This window comes from Pseudonocardia sp. Ae505_Ps2, from assembly GCF_001932425.1.
Classification (GTDB): domain Bacteria; phylum Actinomycetota; class Actinomycetes; order Mycobacteriales; family Pseudonocardiaceae; genus Pseudonocardia.
Genome location: NZ_MCIP01000001.1, coordinates 4460672 through 4484073, shown reverse-complemented (window position 1 = coordinate 4484073; position 23402 = coordinate 4460672). Strand labels below are relative to the sequence as shown.

General features: G+C 76.7%; 24 protein-coding genes. 14 read left to right on the top strand and 10 right to left on the bottom strand.

Annotation, left to right across the window (positions count from 1 at the left end; translation table 11 throughout):
• Positions 1 to 20 precede the first annotated feature (20 nt).
• The 4 genes from Ae505Ps2_RS21030 to Ae505Ps2_RS21010 are packed head-to-tail and all read right to left on the bottom strand — an operon-like array spanning position 21 to position 4189.
• A complete protein-coding gene (locus Ae505Ps2_RS21030; RefSeq protein ID WP_139320202.1) occupies positions 21 to 887 on the bottom strand; it encodes a hypothetical protein in 867 nt (288 codons plus the stop codon).
• Positions 888 to 897: 10 nt separating this feature from the next.
• Positions 898 to 2223, bottom strand: a complete 1326-nt coding sequence (locus tag Ae505Ps2_RS30540; RefSeq protein WP_158071488.1) for a glycosyltransferase — start codon at positions 2221 to 2223, stop codon at positions 898 to 900.
• Positions 2220 to 3179, bottom strand: coding sequence for a hypothetical protein (locus Ae505Ps2_RS32105; protein WP_075553907.1), 960 nt, complete (start codon positions 3177 to 3179; stop codon positions 2220 to 2222). The genes Ae505Ps2_RS30540 and Ae505Ps2_RS32105 overlap by 4 nt, the downstream gene beginning before the upstream one ends.
• The gene (locus tag Ae505Ps2_RS21010) at positions 3176 to 4189 is read right to left on the bottom strand and encodes a glycosyltransferase (protein WP_075334245.1); all 1014 of its coding nucleotides are present in this window, start codon (positions 4187 to 4189) and stop codon (positions 3176 to 3178) included. Before Ae505Ps2_RS21010 ends, Ae505Ps2_RS32105 begins: the two co-directional genes overlap by 4 nt.
• A gap of 75 nt (positions 4190 to 4264) precedes the next feature.
• Between Ae505Ps2_RS21010 and Ae505Ps2_RS21005 the strand changes: the two genes are divergently transcribed.
• From Ae505Ps2_RS21005 to Ae505Ps2_RS20990, 5 genes are all read left to right on the top strand, one after another.
• The gene (locus Ae505Ps2_RS21005) at positions 4265 to 5167 is read left to right on the top strand and encodes a WcbI family polysaccharide biosynthesis putative acetyltransferase (RefSeq protein ID WP_139318725.1); all 903 of its coding nucleotides are present in this window, start codon (positions 4265 to 4267) and stop codon (positions 5165 to 5167) included.
• Positions 5168 to 5281: 114 nt separating this feature from the next.
• On the top strand, positions 5282 to 6376 hold the full coding sequence (locus Ae505Ps2_RS21000; RefSeq protein WP_075306612.1) for a glycosyltransferase: 1095 nt from the start codon (positions 5282 to 5284) through the stop codon (positions 6374 to 6376).
• A complete protein-coding gene (locus Ae505Ps2_RS32735; protein ID WP_212567657.1) occupies positions 6373 to 6579 on the top strand; it encodes a hypothetical protein in 207 nt (68 codons plus the stop codon). The genes Ae505Ps2_RS21000 and Ae505Ps2_RS32735 overlap by 4 nt, the downstream gene beginning before the upstream one ends.
• Positions 6580 to 6602: 23 nt before the next feature.
• Positions 6603 to 7412 (top strand): glycosyltransferase, encoded by an 810-nt coding sequence (locus Ae505Ps2_RS20995; RefSeq protein ID WP_212567656.1) that lies wholly within the window; start codon positions 6603 to 6605, stop codon positions 7410 to 7412.
• The gene (locus tag Ae505Ps2_RS20990) at positions 7409 to 8209 is read left to right on the top strand and encodes a hypothetical protein (protein ID WP_075306613.1); all 801 of its coding nucleotides are present in this window, start codon (positions 7409 to 7411) and stop codon (positions 8207 to 8209) included. Before Ae505Ps2_RS20995 ends, Ae505Ps2_RS20990 begins: the two co-directional genes overlap by 4 nt.
• Before the next feature lie 282 nt (positions 8210 to 8491).
• On the opposite strand, the gene Ae505Ps2_RS20985 is transcribed toward Ae505Ps2_RS20990, so the two are convergent.
• Together Ae505Ps2_RS20985 and Ae505Ps2_RS20980 are read right to left on the bottom strand one after the other, a co-directional pair.
• Entirely contained in the window at positions 8492 to 9055 is a 564-nt protein-coding gene (locus Ae505Ps2_RS20985) for a hypothetical protein (protein ID WP_075306614.1), read from the bottom strand.
• 30 nt (positions 9056 to 9085) lie between these two features.
• The gene (locus Ae505Ps2_RS20980; RefSeq protein WP_043276884.1) at positions 9086 to 9706 is read right to left on the bottom strand and encodes a LysE family transporter; all 621 of its coding nucleotides are present in this window, start codon (positions 9704 to 9706) and stop codon (positions 9086 to 9088) included.
• A gap of 81 nt (positions 9707 to 9787) precedes the next feature.
• On the opposite strand from Ae505Ps2_RS20980, the gene Ae505Ps2_RS20975 reads away from it, so the two are divergent.
• Positions 9788 to 10273: an Lrp/AsnC family transcriptional regulator gene (locus Ae505Ps2_RS20975; protein WP_075306615.1), complete on the top strand. Its 486-nt coding sequence runs from the start codon at positions 9788 to 9790 to the stop codon at positions 10271 to 10273.
• 5 nt (positions 10274 to 10278) lie between these two features.
• Here Ae505Ps2_RS20975 and Ae505Ps2_RS20970 read toward each other — a convergent pair whose 3' ends face one another.
• A complete protein-coding gene (locus Ae505Ps2_RS20970) occupies positions 10279 to 11463 on the bottom strand; it encodes an alcohol dehydrogenase catalytic domain-containing protein (protein WP_075306616.1) in 1185 nt (394 codons plus the stop codon).
• A gap of 311 nt (positions 11464 to 11774) precedes the next feature.
• Here Ae505Ps2_RS20970 and Ae505Ps2_RS20965 point away from each other — a divergent pair, with 311 nt between their 5' ends.
• The 4 genes from Ae505Ps2_RS20965 to Ae505Ps2_RS20950 are packed head-to-tail and all read left to right on the top strand — an operon-like array spanning position 11775 to position 16580.
• Positions 11775 to 13379, top strand: a complete 1605-nt coding sequence (locus tag Ae505Ps2_RS20965; protein WP_233147527.1) for an NAD(P)/FAD-dependent oxidoreductase — start codon at positions 11775 to 11777, stop codon at positions 13377 to 13379.
• A 56-nt stretch (positions 13380 to 13435) separates the two neighbouring features.
• A complete protein-coding gene (locus Ae505Ps2_RS20960; RefSeq protein WP_083702338.1) occupies positions 13436 to 14458 on the top strand; it encodes an acyl-CoA dehydrogenase family protein in 1023 nt (340 codons plus the stop codon).
• A complete protein-coding gene (locus tag Ae505Ps2_RS20955; RefSeq protein WP_084786369.1) occupies positions 14458 to 15744 on the top strand; it encodes a bifunctional PIG-L family deacetylase/class I SAM-dependent methyltransferase in 1287 nt (428 codons plus the stop codon). The genes Ae505Ps2_RS20960 and Ae505Ps2_RS20955 overlap by 1 nt, the downstream gene beginning before the upstream one ends.
• Positions 15741 to 16580 carry a glycosyltransferase family 2 protein gene (locus Ae505Ps2_RS20950; RefSeq protein WP_212567655.1) on the top strand — a complete coding sequence of 280 codons (840 nt, stop codon included), beginning with the start codon at positions 15741 to 15743 and terminating at the stop codon, positions 16578 to 16580. The genes Ae505Ps2_RS20955 and Ae505Ps2_RS20950 overlap by 4 nt, the downstream gene beginning before the upstream one ends.
• A gap of 18 nt (positions 16581 to 16598) precedes the next feature.
• Here Ae505Ps2_RS20950 and Ae505Ps2_RS20945 read toward each other — a convergent pair whose 3' ends face one another.
• Complete coding sequence (locus Ae505Ps2_RS20945) at positions 16599 to 17105, bottom strand: methyltransferase domain-containing protein (RefSeq protein ID WP_158071486.1); 507 nt, start codon at positions 17103 to 17105, stop codon at positions 16599 to 16601.
• A gap of 73 nt (positions 17106 to 17178) precedes the next feature.
• On the opposite strand from Ae505Ps2_RS20945, the gene Ae505Ps2_RS20940 reads away from it, so the two are divergent.
• The 3 genes from Ae505Ps2_RS20940 to Ae505Ps2_RS20930 all read left to right on the top strand — a co-directional run bounded on the left by Ae505Ps2_RS20940 (position 17179) and on the right by Ae505Ps2_RS20930 (position 21441).
• Positions 17179 to 17838 carry an HAD family phosphatase gene (locus Ae505Ps2_RS20940; protein ID WP_075553906.1) on the top strand — a complete coding sequence of 220 codons (660 nt, stop codon included), beginning with the start codon at positions 17179 to 17181 and terminating at the stop codon, positions 17836 to 17838.
• A 137-nt stretch (positions 17839 to 17975) separates the two neighbouring features.
• The gene (locus Ae505Ps2_RS20935) at positions 17976 to 19502 is read left to right on the top strand and encodes an amidohydrolase family protein (protein WP_249265314.1); all 1527 of its coding nucleotides are present in this window, start codon (positions 17976 to 17978) and stop codon (positions 19500 to 19502) included.
• The gene (locus tag Ae505Ps2_RS20930) at positions 19393 to 21441 is read left to right on the top strand and encodes a DEAD/DEAH box helicase (protein WP_198932293.1); all 2049 of its coding nucleotides are present in this window, start codon (positions 19393 to 19395) and stop codon (positions 21439 to 21441) included. Before Ae505Ps2_RS20935 ends, Ae505Ps2_RS20930 begins: the two co-directional genes overlap by 110 nt.
• A 57-nt stretch (positions 21442 to 21498) precedes the next feature.
• Here the strand turns inward: Ae505Ps2_RS20930 and Ae505Ps2_RS20925 are convergent, their stop codons facing one another.
• Complete coding sequence (locus Ae505Ps2_RS20925; RefSeq protein ID WP_075333364.1) at positions 21499 to 22365, bottom strand: alpha/beta hydrolase; 867 nt, start codon at positions 22363 to 22365, stop codon at positions 21499 to 21501.
• A gap of 96 nt (positions 22366 to 22461) precedes the next feature.
• Between Ae505Ps2_RS20925 and Ae505Ps2_RS20920 the strand changes: the two genes are divergently transcribed.
• On the top strand, positions 22462 to 22944 hold the full coding sequence (locus tag Ae505Ps2_RS20920) for a CGNR zinc finger domain-containing protein (RefSeq protein WP_075306623.1): 483 nt from the start codon (positions 22462 to 22464) through the stop codon (positions 22942 to 22944).
• Positions 22945 to 22951: 7 nt separating this feature from the next.
• Here Ae505Ps2_RS20920 and Ae505Ps2_RS20915 read toward each other — a convergent pair whose 3' ends face one another.
• Positions 22952 to 23395, bottom strand: a complete 444-nt coding sequence (locus tag Ae505Ps2_RS20915) for a Rid family hydrolase (RefSeq protein WP_075553905.1) — start codon at positions 23393 to 23395, stop codon at positions 22952 to 22954.
• Positions 23396 to 23402 lie beyond the last annotated feature (7 nt).

Genomic DNA, 23402 nt, shown 5'->3' with positions numbered 1-23402 from the left:
ACGGCCAGGACCCGGGCGGGTCAGCCCCCGACGAGTGCGTTCCGCAGGACGCGCAGCGCCGCGGCGTCCCTCGGCGCTCCGTCCGCGGCGGCGTCGAGCCGGGCGACCAGGTCGGCCGGCAGGTCGAGCACGATCCGGACCGGTGCCGCGTCCGGTGCCACCTCCGGCGCAGCGCCCGGGGTGCCGGTGCCGTCGTCCTCGGCAGTGGCCCCAGAGGAGGTGGTCCCAGAGGAGGCGGTCCCGGTGGAGGTGGTTCCGGTGGAGGCGGGCCCGTGCTCCCCTCGGCCGCGCAGGACCAGGGCCAGCACCGGCAGTGCGATGGTGCCGAGCGCGTCGACGATCCCGGCGACACCGAACCAGCGCCAGTACCACTCGCCGCCGCCGACCGCGCCGTCGGTGATCACCGGCAGCGCCAGCATCGTCGCGACGACGGCGATCGCGGCCAGGGTCAGCACCAGGCCCGTGCGGATCACGGTCCGCCGTCGCTCGGCGAGCAGCAGGAGCAGGTTCGCGTGCGCGAGGCTGATCGCGACGATCGTCGCCACCAGCAGGGTCTTCAGCACCGAGCCGTCGCCGTCGTCCTCGAAGAGTTCGTCGCCGCTCCAGACCAGCCCCAGGGCCGCTCCCGCGGCGACGACGCTCGCCGCCAGGCCGGCGAACCCGAGGAGCCGCACGGCACGGGTGACGACGGCGAGATGGCAGAGCGCCGAGGTGCCGAACGCGGCGACGATCAGGGTGGTGGCGACGATCCGCGCCTGCAGGTCACCGAAGCCGCCGCCGAGCAGGGCGACGATCCCGCAGAGCGAGGCGACGAGCAGCGAGGCGACCACCGCGACGATCATCGCGCGGCGGGCCCCGCGGACCGGGGAGGCAGCTGGTGCGGTCATGCCGGCGAGGCTAGGGCCCTGCGGGGCGGTCGGGCCTCCGTAGGGCTACGGCAACCCGAACGGCATCCCTGGCGGCAGCCCGGGCAACGTTCCGGGGCAGCAGGGTGGCGACACCCTCCCGGTGCTGGGCGACGGCGTCGTCGACCCGCCCGCGCCGGGCCCGGCCCGCCGCCCGGGTGGAGACGAGTGCGGCGAGGGTCCGTCGGTCGGGTCCGGCGATCTCGACGCGGCCGAGGTCGTGGCCGGTGAGCAGGTCCATCGCGCGGGCCAGCACGTCGGGCGGGAGCGGCGCGTGGACGTGCAGCCGGGCCCGGGCGCGGCGGAGCCGGTCGGGGCTCCACGGGCCGGGGTCGGCGACACCGCGGTAGAGCTCGTCGAGCCGTGGGTCGCCGCCGGGCAGCCGCACCCGCACGTCCCGGTGGGTCTGGTTGAGCACCGCGTCGACGATCTCCACCAGCTCCCACCCGCGCGCATCGGCGTCGACGGTGGCGAGGACGTCGGGGACCGCGCCGGGCAGCGGTGCACCGCGCACGCCCGGGTCGGGGACGAGCGCGGCGATCCGGATCCGCTCACCGTCCTTGCCGCCACCCACCGTGTCGTGGTCCGCCGGGCGGCCACCCCAGTCGGGGCCGTCGTGCCAGGCCACCGCGGCCGGTTCGTGGACCAGCAGTGCCCCGTTGTTCCAGGCCCGGTAGGCCAGGTCCCAGTCCTCGCCGCCGTAGCCGACGTAGCGCTCGTCGAAGCCGCCGAGGTCGTCGAACAGGCCGCGGTGCAGGGCGAGCACGGCACTGATGACCAGCTGCCAGTCCGTGCCCGAGGCGTCGAGCAGGTCGCGGGTGCGCCGGTAGCCGTCGGCGAGCCAGGCCGGGTCGGGCAGCTGAGGTGCGGCGGCCGGATCGTCGCCCGGTGCGGTGCCGGACAGGTCGGCGTGCCGACGACGGCCGACGGCGAGCACGTCCGGGCAGGCCGCGATCCGTGCGGTGATCGCGGCGAGGAACCCGGGCCCGGGGACGGTGTCGGCGTCGAGGAACACCAGGATCTCGCCGTCGGCCCGTGCGGCACCGCGGTTGCGCGCGGCGGCGGCGCGGAAGCCGCGGTCGTCCTGGGTCACTACCCGCACCGGCACCGGTCCGGCGAGCGCGGCCGGGTCCGGCGGCTCCGGCGACCCGTCGTCGGCGACGACCACCGACACCGGCGGGAGCGTCTGGCCCTGCAGCGCGGCGACGGTGCGGGCCAGCTGCGCGGGCTGGCGGTAGTGGCACACCACCACCCCCACCAACGGCGGCGGCCCGGTGTGTGGCGCCAGCAGGTCCCAGCGGTTGCCCGGCACGCTCACCGGGCGAGCAGCCCGCGGTAGAGGGCGGCGTGCCCGGCCCCGGCGTCCGGCCAGTCCGGGACCGGGCCGCGGGTGGCGGTGGGCCGGGTCAGGGCGTCGGCGACGAGGGCGTCGCGGCGGTCCTCGTCGTCGTAGAGCGCCACCGAGCCCGGGGCGGCGACGGCGACCTCGCGGGCGTAGGCGCCCACCGCCGCCAGCGGGTAGCGGCCGTGGGCCAGCCACGCCAGCAGCGAACCGCTGGCGCTGACGGTGCGGCCCGGCGCGACCGGGACGGTGACCGCCGCGGCAGCCGCGGCGAGCGCCGCCGGTTCCAGCTGCCCGGTCAGGATCCACTCCACCCCGCGGGAGCGGGCGTGCCCGGCGAGGGACCGGGCGAGGTCGTCGTGTCCGTCGGAGACCGCCCCCGCGGCGACGACCGCGGGCCGGTCCGGGTGCGCCGCGGCCGCGTCGATGACGGCCTCGTGCCCCTTGCCGGGGTAGACGAACCCGAGCACGCCGAGCGTGCGGAGCCCCGCCCAGCCCGGCGCCTGCTCCGCGGGCACGACGACCGGCAGCGGCAGCGCCACGGTCACCGGGTCGACCGCGCCGAGCGCGCGGGCCTTGTCGGCCTCGTGTCTCGCGGACACGACGACCGCGTCGGCGGCGGCGACCACACGCCGGTACCCGGCGCAGCGGCGGGCGTCGCGGGCCGGGTCGGGGTCGGCGCCGGGGAGGTCGTGCAGGGTCACGACCAGCGGCCGGGGCAGGACCCGCGCCTGCTCGACGAAGGCGTCGGCGGCCGCGGCGACATCGGCGCCCCAGAGCGCGTCGGTGAACTGGGCATGGGAGAGGTCGGCCTGGCCGGAGCCGACCGGGACGAGGCCCTCGGCAGCCACCGCGGCGGCGACGGCAGCGGCGTGCCGGACCACGCCGGGCCCGGACGCGCCGGGCGCGACGACCCGCACGGTGACGGTCACCGCGCCACCCCGGCCAGGACCCGGCGGTACTCGCGGGCGTGGGCGTCGGCGACCTCGGCGCGGAGCCGCTCCCGGTCGTCGGGGTCGGCCCGCCAGGCCGGGCGGGTCCGGTGGGCCAGCGCGACGGCGGCGCCGAGCGAGGCGCGGTCGGGGCCGTCCTCGGTGAGGGCGTAGGTCAAACAGGGCGCCTGCTCGTGGAAGTGCCCGACCTCGGGGACCAGCGCGGCCGTGCCGAGGTCGTGGCAGGCCTCCAGCCAGCCGGAATGAGTCCCCCACCGGTACGGGAGCACCGACACGTCGAGCTCCTGGAGGTAGGCGTGGAAGGCGTCGTCGTCGAACGGGGGGTGCACCCGCAGCTCCAGGCGGGGCTCGTCGCGCAGGGCGTGGGCCACGGCGCGGCCGCGGGCGTCGTCGTGCGCGTCGACCCGCAGTGCCACCTCGGGCGGGGCGGTCGCGGCGAGCGCGCGGGCCACCCCGACCGGGTCGGCGTTGGTGCGGTGGCTCTTGGCGTGCAGGCCCACGACGAACCCGTCGGCGCGGCGGGGCCGGGGGCGGCGCAGCCAGTCCGGCCCGACGACGGCCGGGTGCCCCAGCACCAGCGCGTCGCGTCCCCAGCGCTCCCGGATCCGCGCGGCGGCCCCCGGGGTCAGCGTGACCAGCCCGGCGGCGGCCGGCACCAGCACGTCGAGGGCCGCGGCGTGCGGCGCCGGGTCGGCGTGGTGCGGGTTGCGCAGGTCGTGCACGGTCAGCACCAGCGGGACACCGGTCTCCTCCAGCGCCGCGACGAGTGCGCGCAGCTGGTCGGGGGTGCGGTCGTCGAAGCCGAAGTGGACGTGCAGCACGTCCACCTCCCCGGCGTGCGCGCGCAGGTGCTCGGCGTCGAGCCAGGGCGAGGGCCACCACACCCCCGGACGGGCGCCCGGGACCGGCGGGTCCGGGAGCCGGACCACCTCGGGGTGGTGCAGCGACGCCACGTAGGGATGGGCGGTGGGCACGGATGCCACGCGCACGCGACGGCTCCTCTCCTCGGATCCACCGGGATGCCCGTCCGGGCGCGGATCAACCGCGCGGGCCACGATGACCGGGTGACCGATCCGCGCCGCCGCCACTACGGCGTCCTCTACGGCCTCGACGCCCCGACGCCGGGACCGCTCGCCCTGGTGTGGGGCAACTGCCAGGCCGAGTCGGTCCGGGTGCTGCTCGCCACCGTCGCCGACCTGCCGGTCACCCCGGTCCGCATCCCGCCGGTGCACGAGCTCACCGCCGACGACCTGCCGCACCTGCGCCGGCTGCTGTCCCGGACCCGGCTGCTCGCGTCCCAGCCGGTCCGCGACGACTACCGCGACCTGCCCCTGGGCACCGCCCAGATCGCCGCCGGCCTCGCGCCGGGGGCGGTCGTCGTGCGCTGGCCGGTGATCCGCCATCCCGCGCTGCACCCGTGGTCGGCGATCGTGCGCCACGCGTCCGACCCGGCCGCCGTCCCGCCCGGGGTGCCCTACCACGACCTGCGGGTCCTCGCGGCCGCCGCCGGACGCCCGGCGGGTCCGCCGCCGACGCCGGACGCGCTGCGCGAGGTGGGCCGGCGCGGGATCGCCGAGCTCGCCCGGCGGGAGGCCCGCGACACCGACGTCGGGGTGTCCGACGCGATCGCGGGATTCGGCGCGGCGGCCGCGCACACCCTCAACCACCCCGGCAACGAGGTGCTGACGCTGCTCGCCGGGCGGATCCTCGACGCCGCCGGGATGCCGGGCGTCGTCGGTGACCCCGGACGCACCCTGCTGGGCGGGATCCGGGCCCCGCTGCGCGCCGACGTCGTCGACGCCCTCGGACTGGACGTGCCGCCGCGCCCGCACTGGTGCGTCTCCGGCCGGGCGGTCGCCGAGGACGAGGTCGCCGCGGCGCAGCGGGCCTGGTACGCCACGCACCCCGGATGGGTGGACGCCGGACTGGCCCGACACGCCGACACGCTGGAGGTTCTGGGGCTGTAGCCGGGTCCCGGCGACCATGGTCGAGTTGTGGGGGGCTCCGGGGAGCCGCATGATCGGTGGAACGTCCGGGTTCAGCCGCCAGCTCGCACGGTTCCGTCCTTCGAGCCTCGGAGCGTGTCGACCCATGACCCCGTCCGCCTTCCGCCGGTAACCTCCCGGATCGCGCTCATCGCCTCGGCCCGCTACCCGATCCGTGAACCGTTCCCGGGTGGGCTGGAGGCCCACACCGCCGGGCTCGCGTCCCGGCTGCGACGTCGTGGTCACGACGTGACCGTGTTCGGCGCGCCCGGTTCCGATCCGGGGCTGCGGGTCCGGGAGATGGCGGTGCTGCCGCCGATCTCGCCTGCCGCGCGCAGCGACGTCGGCATGCCGGCGGAGTGGTTCCTCGCCGAGCACCACTCCTACCTGGAGCTGCTGCTGGCGCTCTCCCGCGAGCGCGGACGCTTCGACGTGGTGCACAACAACTCGCTGCACTACCTGCCGCTCGCGCTGGCCGACACCCTCGACGCGCCCGTCCTGACCACGCTGCACACGCCGCCGACCCCGTGGATGGAGTCCGCCGTGCGGCTCGGCGACCCACGCCGGCTGCGGTTCGCCGCGGTCAGCGCGCACACCGCCCGCTCGTGGGCGCCGACCGGAGCCCGCGCGACGGTCGTCCGCAACGGCGTCGACATCGCGGCCTGGGAGTACGGGCCGGGTGGCGGGGTCCCGGTGTGGTCGGGCCGGGTCGTGCCGGAGAAGGGCCCTGTGGAGGCGATCCGCGCGGCGCGGCTGGCCGGGACCGGGCTGCGGCTGGCCGGGCCGTGCCCGGACCGGGCGTTCTTCGACTCCTGCGTCGCCCCGCTGCTCGGCGACGGCGTCGACTACGTCGGCCATCTCGACCACCGCGCGCTGGCCCGCCTGGTCGGGGACGCGACCGTCGCCGTCGTGTCGCCGTGCTGGGACGAGCCCTACGGTCTGGTCGTCGCCGAGGCGCTGGCCTGCGGGACCCCGATCGCCGGGTTCGCCAGGGGCGCACTGCCCGAGATCGTCGACCCGCTCAGCGGGGTGCTGGCCGAGCCCGGCGACGTCGAGGGTCTGGCCGAGGCGATCCGCGCGGCGTCGCTGTTGTCGCGCACCGACGCCCGCCGGCACGCCGAGGCGACCTGCTCGGCCGAGGTGATGGTCGAGGGCTACGAGCGCATCTACCGGGCCCTGGCCGCCGCATGACCGGCGGCACGATCGTCTACTACGTGCACCACCACGGCAGCGGGCACGCCCACCGCGCCGCCGCGATCGCCGCGCACTGCCGCACCCCGGTCGTCGGGGTGGGGAGCAGGCCCGCCCCGCCCGGCTGGCCCGGCGCCTGGCACGAGCTGCCCCCGACACCGGCGGCAGCGACACCTGCGCCAGTACCGGTACCGCCGATGTGACCGCGGGCGGGACGCTGCACTGGGTGCCGCGCCGGCACGACGGTCTGCGTGCTCGCACCGCCGCGGTCTCGGCGCTGCTCGCCGCGGGACCGGCCCGGCTGCTCGTGGCCGACGTGTCCGTGGAGATCGCCCTGCTGGCGCGGCTGCACGGGGTTCCGGTCGCCGTCGTCGCGCAGCCCGGGGAGCGGCTCGACCGGCCGCACCGCACCGCCTACGACCTGGCCGAGGTGCTCCTCGCGCCGTGGCCCGCGGACCCGCCGCGGCCGTGGCGCCCGGAGCTGACCGGCCGGACGGTGCACCTGGGCGGCCTGTCCCGCTACGACGACCGCACCGCCGGCCCGAGCCCGGGCCGGCGTCGGGTGTTGGTCCTGACCGGCAGCGGCGACGGCGGCGCCGACCCGGCCGCGCTCGCCGCCGCGGCCGCCGCCACCCCGGACTGGACCTGGCGGGTCGCCGGCGGCCTCACCGGCGCGCTGGCCGGCGCCCCGCCGAACCTCACCTGCGCCGGCTGGACGGGCGAGGTGTGGGCGGAGCTGGCCGACGCCGACGTCGTCGTCGGCCACGCCGGCCAGAACGTCGTCGCCGAGATCGCCGCCGCGCGCCGGGCCGCGGTCGTCGTCCCGGCCGAGCGCCCGTACGGCGAGCAGACCGCCACCGGTGCGGTGCTGCGGGCGGCGGGGCTCGCCACGGTCCGCGACCGCTGGCCCGCCCCGGCCGACTGGCCGGGGGTGCTCGACGAGGCGCTGTCCCGCGGCGGGGCGGGCTGGTCGCGCTGGTCCGACGGTCGGGCCGCGGAACGGGCGGCCGCGGTCCTCGACCGGATCGCCGCGTGAGGGCGCCCGCGACGCGGGTCGCCGTGGTCACCGTGGTGCGCGGCCGCACCGACCACCTCGCCCGCCAGCGACGTGTGCTCGCCGCGGGCCCGCCGGTGGGCCACGTCGTCGTCGGGATGGGCGAGGACCCCGTGACCGACGGCGAGGGCCCTCCGACCCGGGTCCTGACCGTCCCCGCACCGGGCCCGTTGCCGCTGGCCGCGGCACGCAACGCCGGGGCGGTCGCCGCGCTCGCCGACGGGGCGACGCTGCTGGTGTTCCTCGACGTCGACTGCCTGCCCGGTGACGACCTGGTCGACGGCTACCGCCACGCCGCGGCACGGCGCCCGGACGCGCTGCTGTGCGGGCCGGTCACCTACCTGCCGGCGGGGGTGCTGCCGGAGCAGGACCTGCACCGGCACACCGATCCGCACCCGGCGCGCCCGGCCCCGGCCGACGGAACCCTGGTGGCCGAACCGCGTCGCGAGCTGTTCTGGTCGCTGTCGTTCGCCGTCACCGCCGACGCGTGGCGGACCGGCGGCGGGTTCTGCGAGGACTATGCCGGCTACGGCGGCGAGGACACCGACTTCGCGCTGTCCTGCGGGCTGGACCTGGTGTGGGTGGGCGGGGCGCACGCCTACCACCAGCACCATCCGCCGGCCCGTACCGACCCGGCCCGGATCGCCGAGATCGTCGGCAACGCCCGGCTGTTCCACACCCGGTGGGGTTGGTGGCCGATGGCGGGCTGGCTGCGCGAGCTGCACGCGGCGGGCGCAGTGGAGTTCGACCCGCGGCGCGACGTGCTGCGGGTCGGATGAGACCGGTCGGGAACTAGCAGGCGGTGCGGGGCGGGCAGGCGCAGAACTGCACCGGCCGCATGCACGAGTAGCACAGGTCCGACGCCCGGCCCGGCCGCGCACGGCGGGCCAGGGCCCGGTGTGCGAACGCGAGGATCGACATGACCAGGATCTTTCCCGGCGACGCCGCGTTCACACGCCTCCGGTCCGGATATGGGACGGACGGCGGCGCGGCTGCGACGGACGGCCCCGGCCCGCGCGACGTCCGGTCGAGCGGTTGCCGCCGTCTGTCTCAGCGCGGTCTCACTCCGGGCCCTGCGAGCGCAGCTCCTCCACCCGCCCCATCGCCGCGCGCAGCTCGGCCAGCCACTCGTCGGTGTGCCGGCCGACCAGGCGCACCGACCAGGCCAGCGCGTCCGACCGGGACCGGGCCACCCCGGCGTCGACGAGGGTGTCGAGCACCGCCCGCTCGGGCTGGCGCAGCCGGGTCATCACCGGCACCGAGATCGTCGTGAACAGCTCGCGGGTCCCGCCGATCCGCGCGCCCCAGGCGACCTTGCGCCGGTAGCGGCTCTCGGCCTGGCGGGCGATCTCGATCCGCCGGTCCCGGGTCTCCTCCCGGAAGCGCGAGATCCGCCCGGCCTCGGCGGCCGCGGCGTCGGCCCGCCCCTCGTCGGTGTCGGGGTGGTCGGCATCGAGCGGGGGCAGCTCCCCCACCACGACGATCTCGTCCCGGTCGACCGTCACCTCCGGCGCCCCGGTGAACCACCCGTCGGGCAGCCGTCCGGAGAACCACGCCGCGGCGTCGTCGGCCGGGGGGAGGTCGGCCTGCTGCCAGCCGCCCCGCCCGCGTCCTCGTCCTGTCATCGCGCACCTCCCGCATCGATGCTTACATGATTACACCGTCGCGAGCTGGGATGCCAGCAGCACGGCGCCGAGGGTCACCATCGCGGCACCCGCGACCCGGGACACCACGCGCGCCGCGGCGGGCCGGGCGGCCAGGACGGCGCGGGCGCCGACACCCACGCCGGTGTAGACGAGCGCGCAGCCGAGGACGTGCACGAGGCCGAGCAGGAGGATCTGACCGCCGACGGGGACCGGCGCGGCCGGGTCGGTGAACTGCGGCAGCAGCGCCAGGAACAGCAGCAGCGCCTTCGGGTTGAGCCCACTGACCCCGGCGCCACGGACCAGGTCGCCGAGCCCGGACCCCCCGCCGTCGACGGCCGCCACGGCGGGACCGGCCGGTCGGAGCAGTGTCGTCGCACCGAGCACCAGCAGGTAGACCGCGCCGACGGCGGTGAGCACGGTGAGGACCTCCGGCCGGCGCGCGACGACCGCGGCGATCCCGGCCGCGACCAGCCCGGTGAGCGCCAGGTGCCCGCCGAGCAGCCCCGCCAGCGACGGCAGCACGGTCCGCCCGCGCAGCCCCGCGCGGATCATGTACGCCCAGTCCGCGCCGGGCGTCAGGACCAGCAGCAACGACAGGCCGGAGAACCCCAGCACACTTCCGATCGGCATGCCACGACGCTAGGCACGAGGCGCCGACAGGTGTTCCCGTTGTTCCCACCGAGCACCCGGCATGGTGCAAGATTCTTCTCCGTGGACACGATCGACCGGAAGATTCTTGCCGAGCTGCAGGCCGACGGTCGCCTGACCGTCACCGAGCTGGCCGAGCGGGTGCGGCTGTCGGTGTCGCCGTGCCACCGCAGGCTGCGTGCCCTGGAGTCCTCCGGGGCGATCGCGGGCTACCGCGCCCACCTCGACGCGCACCGGCTCGGCCTGGGGTTCGACGCGCTGGTGTTCGTGACCATGCACGAGGCCGTGCAGGACACGGTGCAGGCGTTCGAGTCGGCCGTCGACGACATCGAGCAGGTCGTCGCGGCGCAGCGGCTGTTCGGCGACCCGGACTACCTGCTGCGGATCATCACCCGGGACCTGCCCGCGTTCCAGCGGCTCTACGACGAGCGCCTCACCACGCTGCCCGGCGTGCAGCGGCTGTCCTCGACCCTGGTGATGAAGGACGTCGTCGCCGACCGGGGGCTGCCGCTGGAGCACGGGCTCGACACCGGACGACGAGGATCATGACGTGCTCAGGGGGTGAACAGCACCTTCACCGCGCCGTCGCTCTTGTCCTGGAACATCGAGTAGGCCTGGGCCGCCTCCTCCAGCGGGACCCGGTGGGTGGCGAAGTGGTCGACGCCGAGCGGGTCGTCGTCGCCGAGCAGCGGCAGCAGGTCCGGGACCCAGCGCCACACGTTGGCCTGGCCCATCCGCATCTGCACCTGCTTGTCGAACAGGGTGAGCAGCGGCAGCGGGGTGGCGCTGCCGCCGTAGACGCCCGACAGTGAGATCGTGCCGCCCCGGCGCACTGCGCCGATCGCCAGCTCCAGCGCCGCGGTCCGGTCACTACCGGCCGTCTCCATGACCGTGCGGCCCAGCCCGAAGGGCATCGCGGCCACGAGCTTCTGGGCCGCGGCCGCGACCGGGGACCCGTGCGCCTCCATGCCGACCGCGTCGATGACGGCGTCGGCGCCACGGCCCCGGGTCATCGACCGGATCGCGCCGAGCACCTCGTCGTCGCCGTGGCCCAGGTCCAGCGCGGTCACCCCGCGCGCCTCGACCCGGGCCAGGCGTTCCGGCACGACGTCCACGCCGACCACCCGCCGGACCCCCAGGTGCGCGGCGATCCGGGTGCACATGTCGCCGATCGGCCCGAGCCCCAGCACCACCAGCGTCCCGTCGGCGGGCGTCGCGGCGTACTGCACGGCCTGGTAGGCGGTCGGCAGCACGTCGGACAGGAACAGGAACCGGTCGTCCGGCGGCCCCTCGGGGACCCGGATGGGCAGCGAGTTGCCGAACGGCACCCGCAGGTACTCGGCCTGTCCGCCGGGCACCTGCCCGTATAGCTGGGTGTAGCCGAACAGGGAGGCGCCGGTCCCCTGCTCGCGGTTCTGGGTGGTCTCGCACTGCGACTGCAGGCCGCGCTCGCACATCCAGCAGTGCCCGCAGCTGACGTTGAACGGGATCACGACGCGGTCACCGACCGAGAGCTCGGTGACGGCCGATCCCACCTCCGCCACGACACCCATCGGCTCGTGGCCGAGGATGTCGCCGGGGGTCAGGAACGGGGTGAGCACCTCGTAGAGGTGCAGGTCGGAGCCGCACAGGCCGGAGCTGGTGATCTGGACGACCACGTCGTCCGGCTGCTCGATGACCGGGTCGGGAACGGTGTCCACCCGGACTTCGCGGCGGCCGTGCCAGGTCAGGGCACGCATGGGGTCTCCTCGGGGTCGCCGGTGGTGTGGGCGCCCGGCTACCCGGGCGCACCCCGGCGAAACCGGCACGGGCGTCCGGCCGGCAACCCGCATCCGGCGGTCCGTCCCACCGCGGCCCACCGCGTGGCCGTGGGAGTGGTGCCGGGCCGGGTCGGCATACTCGACCGGGTCCGTGGCACCGGTCGGTCGACGTGCCGGCGCGGCCACCCGCGCACCGGCGGGCTGCCCGTCGTGACCGGCATGACGTCCGTGAGCCCGGGTACCGCGGATGCACGGCGGGCCCGCGGGCCGTGGCACGGGAGGGGGACCGCGTGGCAGAACGGGTGGCAGAACGGGTCGACGCCGTCGTCGTCGGGGCCGGGCACAACGGTCTCGTCGCGGCGAACCTGCTCGCCGACGCCGGCTGGGACGTCCTGGTCTGCGAGGCCGCCCAGGCGCCGGGCGGCGCCGTGCGCTCGGCCGAGATCACCGCGCCCGGCTTCGTCAGCGACCTCGCCAGCGCCTTCCACCCCCTCGGCGCCGCGTCCCCGGTGCTGCGCGAGCTCGACCTCGGCGCGCACGGGCTGGTGTGGCGCCACGCCCCCGCCGTGCTCGCCCACCCCACCCCCGACGGCCGGTGCGCGGTGCTGCACCGCCGCCTCGACGACACCGCCGACGCGCTCGACGACGACCACCCCGGCGACGGCGCCGCGTGGCGCGCCCTCGTCGCGCAGTGGGACCGGATCGGCGACGACGTCCTCGCGGCCGCGCTGCGCCCGTTCCCACCGGTCCGCCCGGCGACCCGGCTGCTGCGCACGCTCGGCACCGGCGACGCCCTGCGGCTGGCCCGGATGCTGGTACAGCCGGTCGCCCGGATGGCCCAGGAGCACTTCGGGGGCCGGGCCGCCCCGCTGCTGCTCGCGGGCAACGCCCTGCACACCGACCTCGGGCCGGACTCCGCGGCGGGCGCCGCCTACGGCTGGCTGCTGGCGATGGTCGGGCAGCGCGTCGGCTTCCCCGTCCCGGAGGGCGGTGCCGGTGCCCTGACCGGCGCCCTCGTCGCCCGGCTCACGGCACGGGGCGGTCGGCTCGACTGCGGACGACCGGTCCGGACCGTGCTGGTCGGACCGTCCGGGCGGGCCAGCGGTGTCGTGGACGCGGCCGGGCAGCGTGTCCTCGCCCGCCGGGCGGTGCTCGCCGACGTCGACGCGCCCCGCCTCTTCCGCGACCTCGTCGGCGAGGAGCACCTGCCGGCCCGCTTCGTGGCCGACCTCGACCGGTTCCAGTGGGACCACTCGACGGTGAAGCTCGACTGGGCGCTCGACGGGCCGGTCCCCTGGACCGCGCCGGGCGCCCGGTCGGCCGGCACCGTGCACCTGGGCGCCGACCTCGACGGCCTGCGCCGCTACGCCGCCGACCTCACCGCGGGCCGGCTGCCCGGCGACCCGTTCCTGCTGTTCGGGCAGATGACCACGGCCGACCCGACCCGCTCCCCGCCCGGCACCGAGTCGGCGTGGGCCTACACCCACGTGCCGCGCGGGCTCGGCTGGGGCCGCGACGAGGTGCTGCGCTGGGCCGACCGGATGCAGCAGGTGGTGGAGGACCACGCCCCCGGGTTCGGGTCGCTGGTCCGGGCCCGCGCCGTCGCCGGGCCCGCGGACCTGCAGCGCCGCGACGGCAACCTCGTCGACGGGGCGATCACCGCGGGCACCTCCGCGGTGCACCAGCAGCTGGTGTTCCGTCCGGTGCCGGGTCTGGGCCGCGCCGACACCCCGGTGCCGGGCCTGTTCCTGGCCGGGGCGTCGGCGCACCCCGGCGGGGCGGTGCACGGCGGGCCCGGCGCCAACGCGGCGCGGGCCGCGCTGGCCGCGGCGGGGGCGACCGGTGCGCTCTACCGGGGCGCGGTCCGGTTCGCCCACCGGCGGCTGTACGGCTGAGCCCGACCACCCTCCGGTCGGGTTTGGACCCGCGGGGGACGGACATACGGTCATCCGTGACCATCGATCACCGACCCGCCGTCACCGGCACCGGCGTCCTGGACCCGGTGCCCGCGCCGACCGGCCCCACCGAGCCGTTCCCGGCCGCACCCGGGGCGACGCTCACGGCCGTCGTGGCCGCCGGTGAGCTGGACCTCCCGCTGCCCGGCGCCGGGGCGACCGCGACCCGGTGGGCCCGGCTGGCCCGCATCGCACGACGGGACCTGCCGGTCGCGCGGCTCGCCGAGGGGCACGCCGACGCCGTCGCGATCCTCGCCGACCTCCACCGCTCCCCCGCCCCGGGCGCCAGTTACGGGGTCTGGGCGTCGCGGTCCGGCGGCGGGGCCCGGCTCGACGGCGGCCGCGACGGGCTGCGCCTCACGGGCACCGTGCGGTTCTGCTCGGGCACCCACCTGCTCGACCGGGCCCTGGTCGTCGCCGGTGCGCAGGACGGCACCCGGCTCGTGGACCTGGACCTGCGCGCCCCGCAGGTGGAACGGGTGACCGCCTGGCGGGCGTCCGGGATGGCCGCCAGCGACACCCACGACGTCGTACTGCACGACGTGCCCGTGCCGGCCGAGGCCGTCGTCGGCGGCCCGGACGCCTACACCGCGCGCCCCGGCTTCGCCCACGGCGGCGCCGGGGTGGCCGCGGTGTGGCTGGGTGCCGCCGCCGCGGTCGTCGACCACGTCGCGGAACCCCTGCGCACCACCGACCCGGACCCGCACCGGCTCGCCGCGCTGGGGGCGGTGCACGCGGCCGTCGCCGCCGCCGACGCCCTGCTCGCCGTCACCGCCGCCCGGATCGACGCCGACCCCACGAGCCCCCACCACGACGCGGTCGCCACCGTGCGGGCCGCGGTGGAGCGGGCGTGCCGCACCGTCCTCGACGCCGCCCCGGAGATCGCCGGGGTGGCCGTGCTGGCCGGGTCGCCGCTGCTCACCGAACGTCTCGCGGACCTGCAGATCTACCTCCGCCAGCACCACGGCGGACGCGACCTCGCCGCCCTCGGGCGCGCCCTGGTCGCCCCGGTGACCTGATGGAGCCCGTACAGACCGCGCACGTCTGGGAGGACGCGGCCGGGACCCTCGCCCGGCGCGAGCTGGACCCGTCGGCGTTCGGCCGCCTGGTCGTGGTCTGCGCCCACCCCGACGACGAGACCCTCGGCGCGGCCGGGCTCATGCGCGGCGTCGTCGCCGCGGGCGGCACCGTCGAGATCGTCCTGGCCAGCGACGGGGAGGCCGCCCTGCCCGAGGTCGGGTCGATCGACCGGGCCGAGCTGGCCCGCACCCGCCTCGCCGAGCTCGACGCGGCGCTGGCCGAGCTGGGCGTCCCCGCGACGGTCCACCGGCTCGGGCTGCCCGACTCGGCGCTGCACGAGGACCAGCTCGTCGGGCCGCTGACCGGGCTGCTCGCCGGCGCCGACGCCTGGGCGAGCCCGTGGCGCGGCGACCCCCACCCCGACCACGCCGCGGTCGGGCGGGCCTGCCCCCGGGCCGCCCCGGTGACCGCCCACGGCTTCGGGTTCCCGATCTGGGCGCGCACCCGGATCCCACCGACCGACCCCGGCGTGCCGTGGGAGCGCGCCCACCGGCTGACCCTGTCGCCCGAGGACCGCGACGCCCGGCGGCGCGCGATCGCCGCGCACGCGTCGCAGTCCGCGGTGCCGCCCGGCGGGACCCGGGCGGTGCTGTCCGCGGCGACGCTCGCGCACTTCGACGGCGACCACGAGGTCCACTTCCGGGAGCCGTCACCCTCGGGGGCGCCGCCGGAGCTGTTCGCCGGGCTCTACCGCGACGGCGCCGACCCCTGGGACGTGCGCGGCTCGTTCTACGAGCGGCGCAAGCGCGACGTCCTGCTGGCCTGCCTGCCCCGGGACCACTACGCCCTCGCCGCCGAACCGGCGTGCGGGCTCGGCGAGCTGACCCGCGCGCTGGCGGCCCGCTGCGACCGGCTGGTGGCCTCCGACGTCGTCGACGAGGCCGTCGCCGCCACCACCGAGGCCGTCGGCGGGACCCCGGGCGTCGAGATCCTCCGGGCCGACGTCGACGACGACCGGGCCGTCCCCGGCGGGGTCGACCTCGTGGTGCTCGCGGAGTTCCTCTACTACCTGCCCGCCACGCGGGTCGACGCCGTGCTCGACCGCATCGCGGGTGCGCTGGTGCCGGGCGGCGACCTGGTGCTGGTGCACTGGCGGCAGTGGCCCGCCGAGGCACCAGCCGACGCCGCGGCCGTGCACGCACGCGTGCTGGCCGACGACCGCTTCGACACCCTCGTCGAGCACACCGACGAGCAGTTCCTGCTGCACGTGGTCCGGCGCCGGTGAGCCGGCCCGTGCGGACCCGTGGCGCACCGTCCGCCGTCGGGGTGCTCGTCCCCGCCCACGACGAGGCGGCCACCGTCGCCGCGTGCGTCCGCTCCGTGCTGACGTCCCTCGACCACACGCCAGGGCTCACCGCGCGGGCGCTGTGCGTGGTCGCCGACCGCTGCTCCGACACCACCGCCGCGCTCGCCAGGGCCGCGGCCGCGACGCACCCGGCCGCGGCCCGGGTGCGGGTGACGGTGCTCGAACCCACCGCCGGGGTGGCCCCGCTGCCCGGCGGCCGGCCCGTGCAGCGGCCGCACGAGGTCGCCGGACCGGTCACGATCGGCGCGGTCCGCGAGGTCGCCGCCCGCACCCTGGCCACGCTGCTCGCCGCCGACGGCGCCACCCCCGCCACGAGCTGGCTGCTCGGCACCGACGCCGACGGCACCGTGACCCCCGGCTGGGTGGCCGCGCACCTGGCGCTGGCCGCGGCCGGCGCCGACGCCGTCGCCGGTGGGGTGGTGCTCGACGTGCCCGGGCTGCCGCGCCCGCCCGGGGAGCCGGCGCCGCCCGAGCACCCGGTGTACGGCGCCAACCTGGGGGTGCGCGCCGACGCGTGGGCGGCGGTGGGCGGGTTCCCGCCGCTGGCCTGTGGCGAGGACCACGGGCTCGTCGCCCGGCTGCGGGCCGGTGGCTACCGCGTCGTCCCAGGTGCGCCCGGGACGGTCCGGACCAGCGCCCGCACCCGGGGCCGTGCCCGCGGCGGGCTGGCCGACCTGCTGCGCGACGCCGGTCCGGCGCTCCCCCAGCCCCGGCCGGGTGTCGGCGCGGGCGGGGCGGGCATGCCGGTCGCGTGAGCCCGGCGGGCGCCGGGGTCAGCGGGCCACGGCGTGCAGCAGCAGGCCGGTGACGGTGCCGTCGGCGATCAGCCGCCCGATCCGCTCGGACTGCTCGCGGGCCGCGGCGTGGCGCGGATCGTGCCCGTGGTCGCGGTCCAGGACCGCGTCCACCCGGGCCGTGCTGTCCCGCCAGTCCTGCGGGGACGGGGGAAAGGCGGTGAGCGCCGCCTCGTCGGTGAGCGCGAACCCGGCGTCGTGCAGCAAGGCGCGCAGCTCCGGCGCCGACGGGAACCGGTTGCCCTCCGGGGACCCGGCCGGGCGTTCGGTGTCGGCCAGGAACACCAGCAGCCCGAGCGACCCGCCAGGGCGGAGCACCCGGTGCAGCTCGGCCAGCACGGCGGCCTTGTCCTCGACCGTGCAGAGCACGCCGAGACACCAGCAGGCCGGGAACGCACCGTCGGCGAGCGGGACGGCGTCCCCGGCCCCGACCAGCGTCGGCAGCCCGAACAGGGCGGCCGCGGTCCGGCAGGCCGGTCGCTCCACCCGGCGGCACCGCAGGGCGCAGATCACCGGGCGGACCCGGACTGGACCGGCGGCGCGCGGGTACCCCGCGCGGATGACGACCCCGGACACCGCGGTGATCGACGTCGACGGCACGCTCGTCGACACGAACTACCACCACGCCCTCGCCTGGTCCCGCGCCCTGCGCCGGTTCGACGTCACGGTGCCGCTGTGGCGGCTGCACCGCGCCGTCGGGATGGGCGGCGACCAGCTGGTACCCGCCGTGGCGGGGCAGGAGTTCGAGGACGCCCACGGCGACGACGCCCGCGCGGCCTGGAAGGAGGAGTTCGACCCGCTGCTCGGCGAGGTCGTCGCGTTGCCGCAGGCCGCGGAGCTGCTCGCCGACCTGCGCGACGGCTTCGGGATGAAGGTCGTGCTGGCCAGCTCCGGCGACTCGGAGCACGTCGATGCCTACCTCGACCTGTTCGGCGGGCGCGAGCTGGCCGACGCCTGCCTCACCCGGGAGGACGCGCGCCGCACCAAGCCCGACCCGGACCTGGTCAGGACCGCGGTGCGCCGGGTCGCCGGGTCGACCGCGTTCGTGCTGGGCGACTCGGAGTGGGACGTGCGCGCCGCGGCGGCCGCCGGGCACCCGGCCTACGCGGTGCGCACCGGCGGTGCCGGTGTCGACGAGCTGACCGCGGCCGGCGCCGTCGAGGTCCTCACCGACCTCGCGGCGGTGCGGCAGGCGATCCCGCGGATCCTGCGCGGCTGAGGCGGCGCCTGCATCACGATGGTCGACCCGCCCGCCCGGCGGCACCGGGCGCTGCGACCCCGCCGTCCCTGCGGTGGCAGCATCGTCGTCGGCCCCGTGGTCGCGAGGCCGGTCCTCCGACAGCCGCGGGAGCACCCATGTCGATCATCGCCGTCGAGGAGCACTGGACCTCCCCCGCGCTGGACGCGGCGCTGGCCGCCCTGCCGGCGGACCGGCGGGACCCGAGCACCGCGCTGAACGACATCGGCGACCACCTCGCGCAGCTGCACGACCTCGGCGCGGGCCGGATCGCCGCGATGGACGCCCAGGGCGTCGACCTGCAGGTGCTCTCGATCGCCCCGCCCTCGACCGGGCCGCTGGACCCGGCGGACGCGGTCGCGCTGTGCCGCGAGCTCAACGACACCGCCGCCGCGGCCGTCGCCGACCGTCCGCGACGCCTGCGGGCGATGGCGACCCTGCCCACCGCGGCGCCGTCGGCGGTCGCGGCCGAGCTGGAACGCGCCGCCGACCTGGGCATGGTCGGGGCGATGGTCTACGGCCGCAGCGGCGAGCTCCTGCTCGACGACCCGCGCCTCGACGACCTGTTCGCCGTCGCCGCGGCGCGTGCGCTGCCGGTGTTCGTGCACCCGCAGGTCCCGCCGCCCGCCGTGCGCGACGCGTCGTACTCCGGGTTCGGCACCACCACCGACCTGGCGCTCGCGACGTTCGGGTGGGGCTGGCACGTGGAGGCCGCCGTCGCGGTGCTGCGCCTGATCGCCCGCGGTACCTTCGACCGGCACCCCGGTCTGACCGTCGTGCTCGGCCACTGGGGGGAGCTGCTGCCCTACTGGGCCGACCGGGCGAACGGCGTCGCCCGGGTCGCGGGGCTGGAACGCTCGGTGCCCGAGTACGTGCGCGAGAACATCGTGCTCACCTGCTCGGGCATGCTCGACCCCGCGCACCTGCAGCACGCGCTCGCGGTGACGACGCCCGACCGGCTGCTGTTCTCGACCGACCACCCTTCCAGCACCCGTCGCGGGTGGAGGTCGAGGCGTTCCTCGACGAGTTCGACGCCACCGACCGCGCCCTGTTCACCGAGGGCAACGCCCGCCGGCTGTTCCGGATCGAGGGACCGGTCGGCCCGGACCGGTGACGGCAGTGCTGTCGGCAGGGGTATCGGCAGTGGTGTCGACCGCCACCGGTGTGTCACGCGCCGACCGGGCCCGCGCGGGGTAGGGTGGCACCCGGATCAGATCTGCCGCCCGTCCCGGGCGTTCCGACGGCCGGGGCGGAGAGCGGGTCCCGGACACCGTCGACGGCCTGTGGCGCTTCCCGCAGCCGGACCGCCGACCTCCGTGACTGCGATCCCCCACCGGCCGGTTCGTGGTGCGGAGGGGCCATCAGGCCCTTCGTCACGTCGAGCACGTCCGGCCGCGGCCCCCACAAGGGACGCGGCCACGGACCGGCGCCGCAGGACGTCGACAGGAGCAGTACGTGGCGCGAGGAGGCAGGCCCCGGACCGGGGCTCGCCAGGGCACCCCCCAGCGACGTCGCCGCCCGCGCGGCAACGACGTGATGTCGGTGCTGACCGGGGCCGCCCGCGAGGTGCGGACGGCTCTGCGGAGCGGCCGGGTCACCCCGGCCACCCGCACCAAGTTCCAGACGGTGGCGCTGCTGCTGCGTGACGAACGGGCCCGGGTCCGTGACCGGCACGACGACGCGAAGCGCGCCGAGACCCTGCAGCGCCTCGACGAGATCGCGAAGGCGCTGGCGATGGACGCGGTGCGCGACGCCGGCCTGCTGGCACTGCTCGCCGACGACGCCGTCGTCTCCGACTCGGCGCGCGCGCTGAAGCGGGAGATGCTGCGTTCGGCCGGTATCGAGGTCGACGAGCCGGAGCCGGAACCGGAGCCCGTCGACGTCCCGCAGGTCCCGGCGAAGCCGCAGGTCGTGCCGCGGTCCGTGGTGGCCCGGCAGATGGCCAACCCGTTCCTGGCGCCCGACTTCTCCGCCGCCCCGCCGAGCGGCCCGCGCCCGACCCCGCTGACCGGCTGGGAGCTGCTCGGCCCGCTGCTGCGTTCCTTCGAGCGTGCCGGGGCCGGTGCCCCGGCCTGCATGGAGCTGCCCGAGCCGTCGACCCGCCCGATCCCGGGTGGCCGGGAGCTGATGCCGCACCAGGCGAAGCTCGTCGCCGCCGCCGAGAACGGGCACCGCACCTTCCTGCTCGCCGACGAGCCGGGCCTGGGCAAGACCGCGCAGGCGCTGCGCGCGGCGGAGGCGGCGAACGCCTACCCGCTGCTGGTGGTCGTGCCGAACGTGGTGAAGACCAACTGGGTGCGCGAGGCCGCGCTGTGGGCGCCGCGCCGGTCCGCGACCGCGATCCAGGGCAACGGCGACTCCGTCGACGGCTTCGCCGACATCGTCGTCGTCAACTACGAGGTGCTCGACCGGCACATCGGCTGGCTGGGCGACTTCGGGTTCCGCGGCATGGTCGTCGACGAGGCGCACTTCATCAAGAACCGCACCTCGCAGCGGTCCAAGCACGTCCTGGAGATCGCCGAGAAGATCCGGGCCTTCATCCCGCGACCGCTGCTCATGGCGCTGACCGGCACCCCTCTGATCAACGACGTCGAGGACTTCCTCGCCATCTGGCAGTTCCTCGGCTGGATCGACGCGACCAAGCCGCGCGCCGAGCTGCTCGACGCGCTGACCGCGACCGGGATGACCCCGGCCGACGGGCTGTTCGAGCGCGCCGCCCGCCAGTGCGTCGTCGACATGGGCATCGTGCGTCGTCGCAAGATCGACGTCGCCGCGGACATCCCGGCCCGGCGCATCGCCGACCTGCCCGTCGAGATCGACGGCCCGACCGGCCGGTCGATCCGGGCGGCGGAGAAGGCGCTGGCCCGGCGGATGGTGGCCCGCTACACCGCGGCGCTGGCGGCCCGGCGGTCCGGCCCGGGCGTCGAGGGCATCGACCACGGCCTGGTCCGCGACGTCGCGGGCTGGGAGCAGAAGGACGCGGCGGAGGCGGGCTCCGGGGACAACGTGTTCACGATGATGCGCCGCCTCGGCCGGGCCAAGGCCGGGCTGGCGGCGGACTACGCGGTGCAGATCGCGCGCAGCGCGGGCAAGGTCGTGTTCTTCGCCAAGCACGTCGACGTCATGGACGCCGCCGAGCAGACCTTCGCCAAGCAGGGCGTGCGGTACTCCTCGATCCGCGGCGACCAGACGCCGACGGTGCGCCAGCGCAACATCGACGCGTTCGTGAACGACCCGGGCGTCGCGGTGGCGGTGTGCTCGCTGACCGCGGCGGGGGTCGGGCTGAACCTGCAGGTCGCGTCGAACATCGTGCTCGCGGAGCTGTCCTGGACCGCGGCCGAGCAGACCCAGGCGATCGACCGCAGCCACCGGATCGGTCAGTCCGAACCGGTGACCGCGTGGCGGATCCTCGCCGCGCAGACGATCGACGCCCGGATCGCAGACCTGATCGACGCCAAGGCCGGTCTCGCGGCGGCGGCACTCGACGGCGCCGACGACGTGTCCGGCTCGTCGGCCGACGTGCAGCGCGAGGCGCTGGTCGCGCTGCTCACCGAGGCACTGGAGGCCGATCTGGCTGCCGCGTGAGCGGCGGTCGTCGTCGCGGCCGGGACCGACCCGCGCGTCCACCGTCGGGCGCACGCCTCACCGCGGGACCCGCTCCAGGAAGCGCCGCAGGTGCCCGGCGACGACGTCGAGGTGGCTCTCGAGCAGGAAATGGCCGCCGTCCACCAGGTGCACCTCGACGTCGCGGGCGTCCCGGGCGAACGCCCGTGCCCCGTCCGGTCCGAAGATCTCGTCGTTGCGCCCCCACACCGCGAGCACAGGGACCCCCGAGGTCCGCAGGAACTCGTGCAGGCGCGGGTACAACGGTCGGTTGGTGCGGTAGTCGCGGAACAGCGCGAGCTGGACCGCGTCGTTGCCCTCGCGCGAGACGAGCGCGTGGTCGTGGTGCCAGGTGTCCGGGTCCACCGTGCCCGGGTCGGGCACCCCGTGCAGGTACTGCCACCGGATCGCGTCGAGGCCGAGGGCAGCACGGACGGGGGGCTCGGTCTCCGGGCCGGGCGCGGCCCCGTAGGCCCAGACGTCGGTCCAGAAGGACTCGACGAACCCGTCCTCGTAGCCGTTGCCGTTCTGGGTGACGATCGCGGTGATCCGCTCCGGGTGGGCGAGGGCGAGCCGCCAGCCGATCGGTGCGCCGTAGTCCTGGACGTAGAGCGCGTAGCGGTCGACCCCCAGCAGCTCGAGCAGCCCGTCGGTGACGTCCGCGAGCGCGTCGAAGGTGTAGTCGAACTCGGCCGCCGGCGGGGCGGCGGAGTGCCCGAAGCCGAGGTGGTCCGGTGCGATCACGTGGTGGTCGCCGGCCAGCAGCGGGATCAGGTGCCGGAACATCGACGAGCTGGTCGGGTAGCCGTGCAGGAGGACGATCGTGGGTGCGTCCGCGGGACCGGCCTCCCGGTAGAAGACCTCGTGTCCGTCGACGGTCGCGGTCCGATGGTGGACGAGCGGCATGGCTAACTCCTTCACGTGCTCGATGTGGTTAGACACCGTCACGGAAGCACGCTCGCATGTAACCTGTCAAAGAAGTCGATGCGGTTAGGAGGCGACGTGGACCTGCTACTGGACCTGCTCAACAGCAGACCCCTGGTCGACGGCACGGAGCGCGACGCCCTCCGCGACCCCACCTCGGGACGCCGCTGGGCACGGGGGCACGGCGGGGACGGCGACCCGGAGGAGCTGGCGGCACTGCGCCGCGCGCGGGACGCACTCACCCGGGTCGCACGGGGGGACGCCGACCCGGGTGTCGCGCTGGCCCCGCTCCTCGACGGCGTGCGCCGGACACCGGAGTTCACCGACGGCCGGCTGACCTGGCGGACCGTCACGCCCCCGCACGCCCGGCTCGCCGTCGAGGCCGTACTCGCCTGGGCCGCCGTCGAGGAGCAGCTGCCCGGGCGGCTGCGCCCCTGCGCCAACGACGCGTGCCGACTGTTCCTGCTCGACCGCAGCCGCGCGAACCGCGCCCGGTGGTGCTCAATGGCGGTCTGCGGGAACCGCGCCAAGGCGCGCCGGCACTACGAGCGGACCCGCTGAGCCGGCCTCAGCCGGCCGACCCGACCAGGGCGGTCACCCGGATCTCGATCCGCATGGTGGCGAGCCCGAGCACGGTGACCCCGGTCTGGGTCCACACCGGCGCGCGCCCGCCGAGCCGGTTGCGGAACTCCCGGACCATGACCCGGTTGTGCTCGTCGCCGATGGCCTCGGCCCCGGGCTCGACCTTGTGGTAGGAGTTCACGTGGACCACGTCGACCCAGGTCGCGCCCGCCTCGGCGAGCGTGCGCCCGACGTTGTCGAACGCCTGCACGATCTCCTGTTCGAGGTCCTCGACGACGACCAGGTCGTCGTTCCAGCCACCCTGGCCCGAGGTCTCCACCCGGTCGCCGATCCGGACCGCCTGGCTGTAGCCGAGCAGGTCGCGGGCCGTGACGCCGTAGCCCGGCGTGACGTGGAACGTGAGGGTCGCGTGGTCAATGACTTCACTCATGAATTCA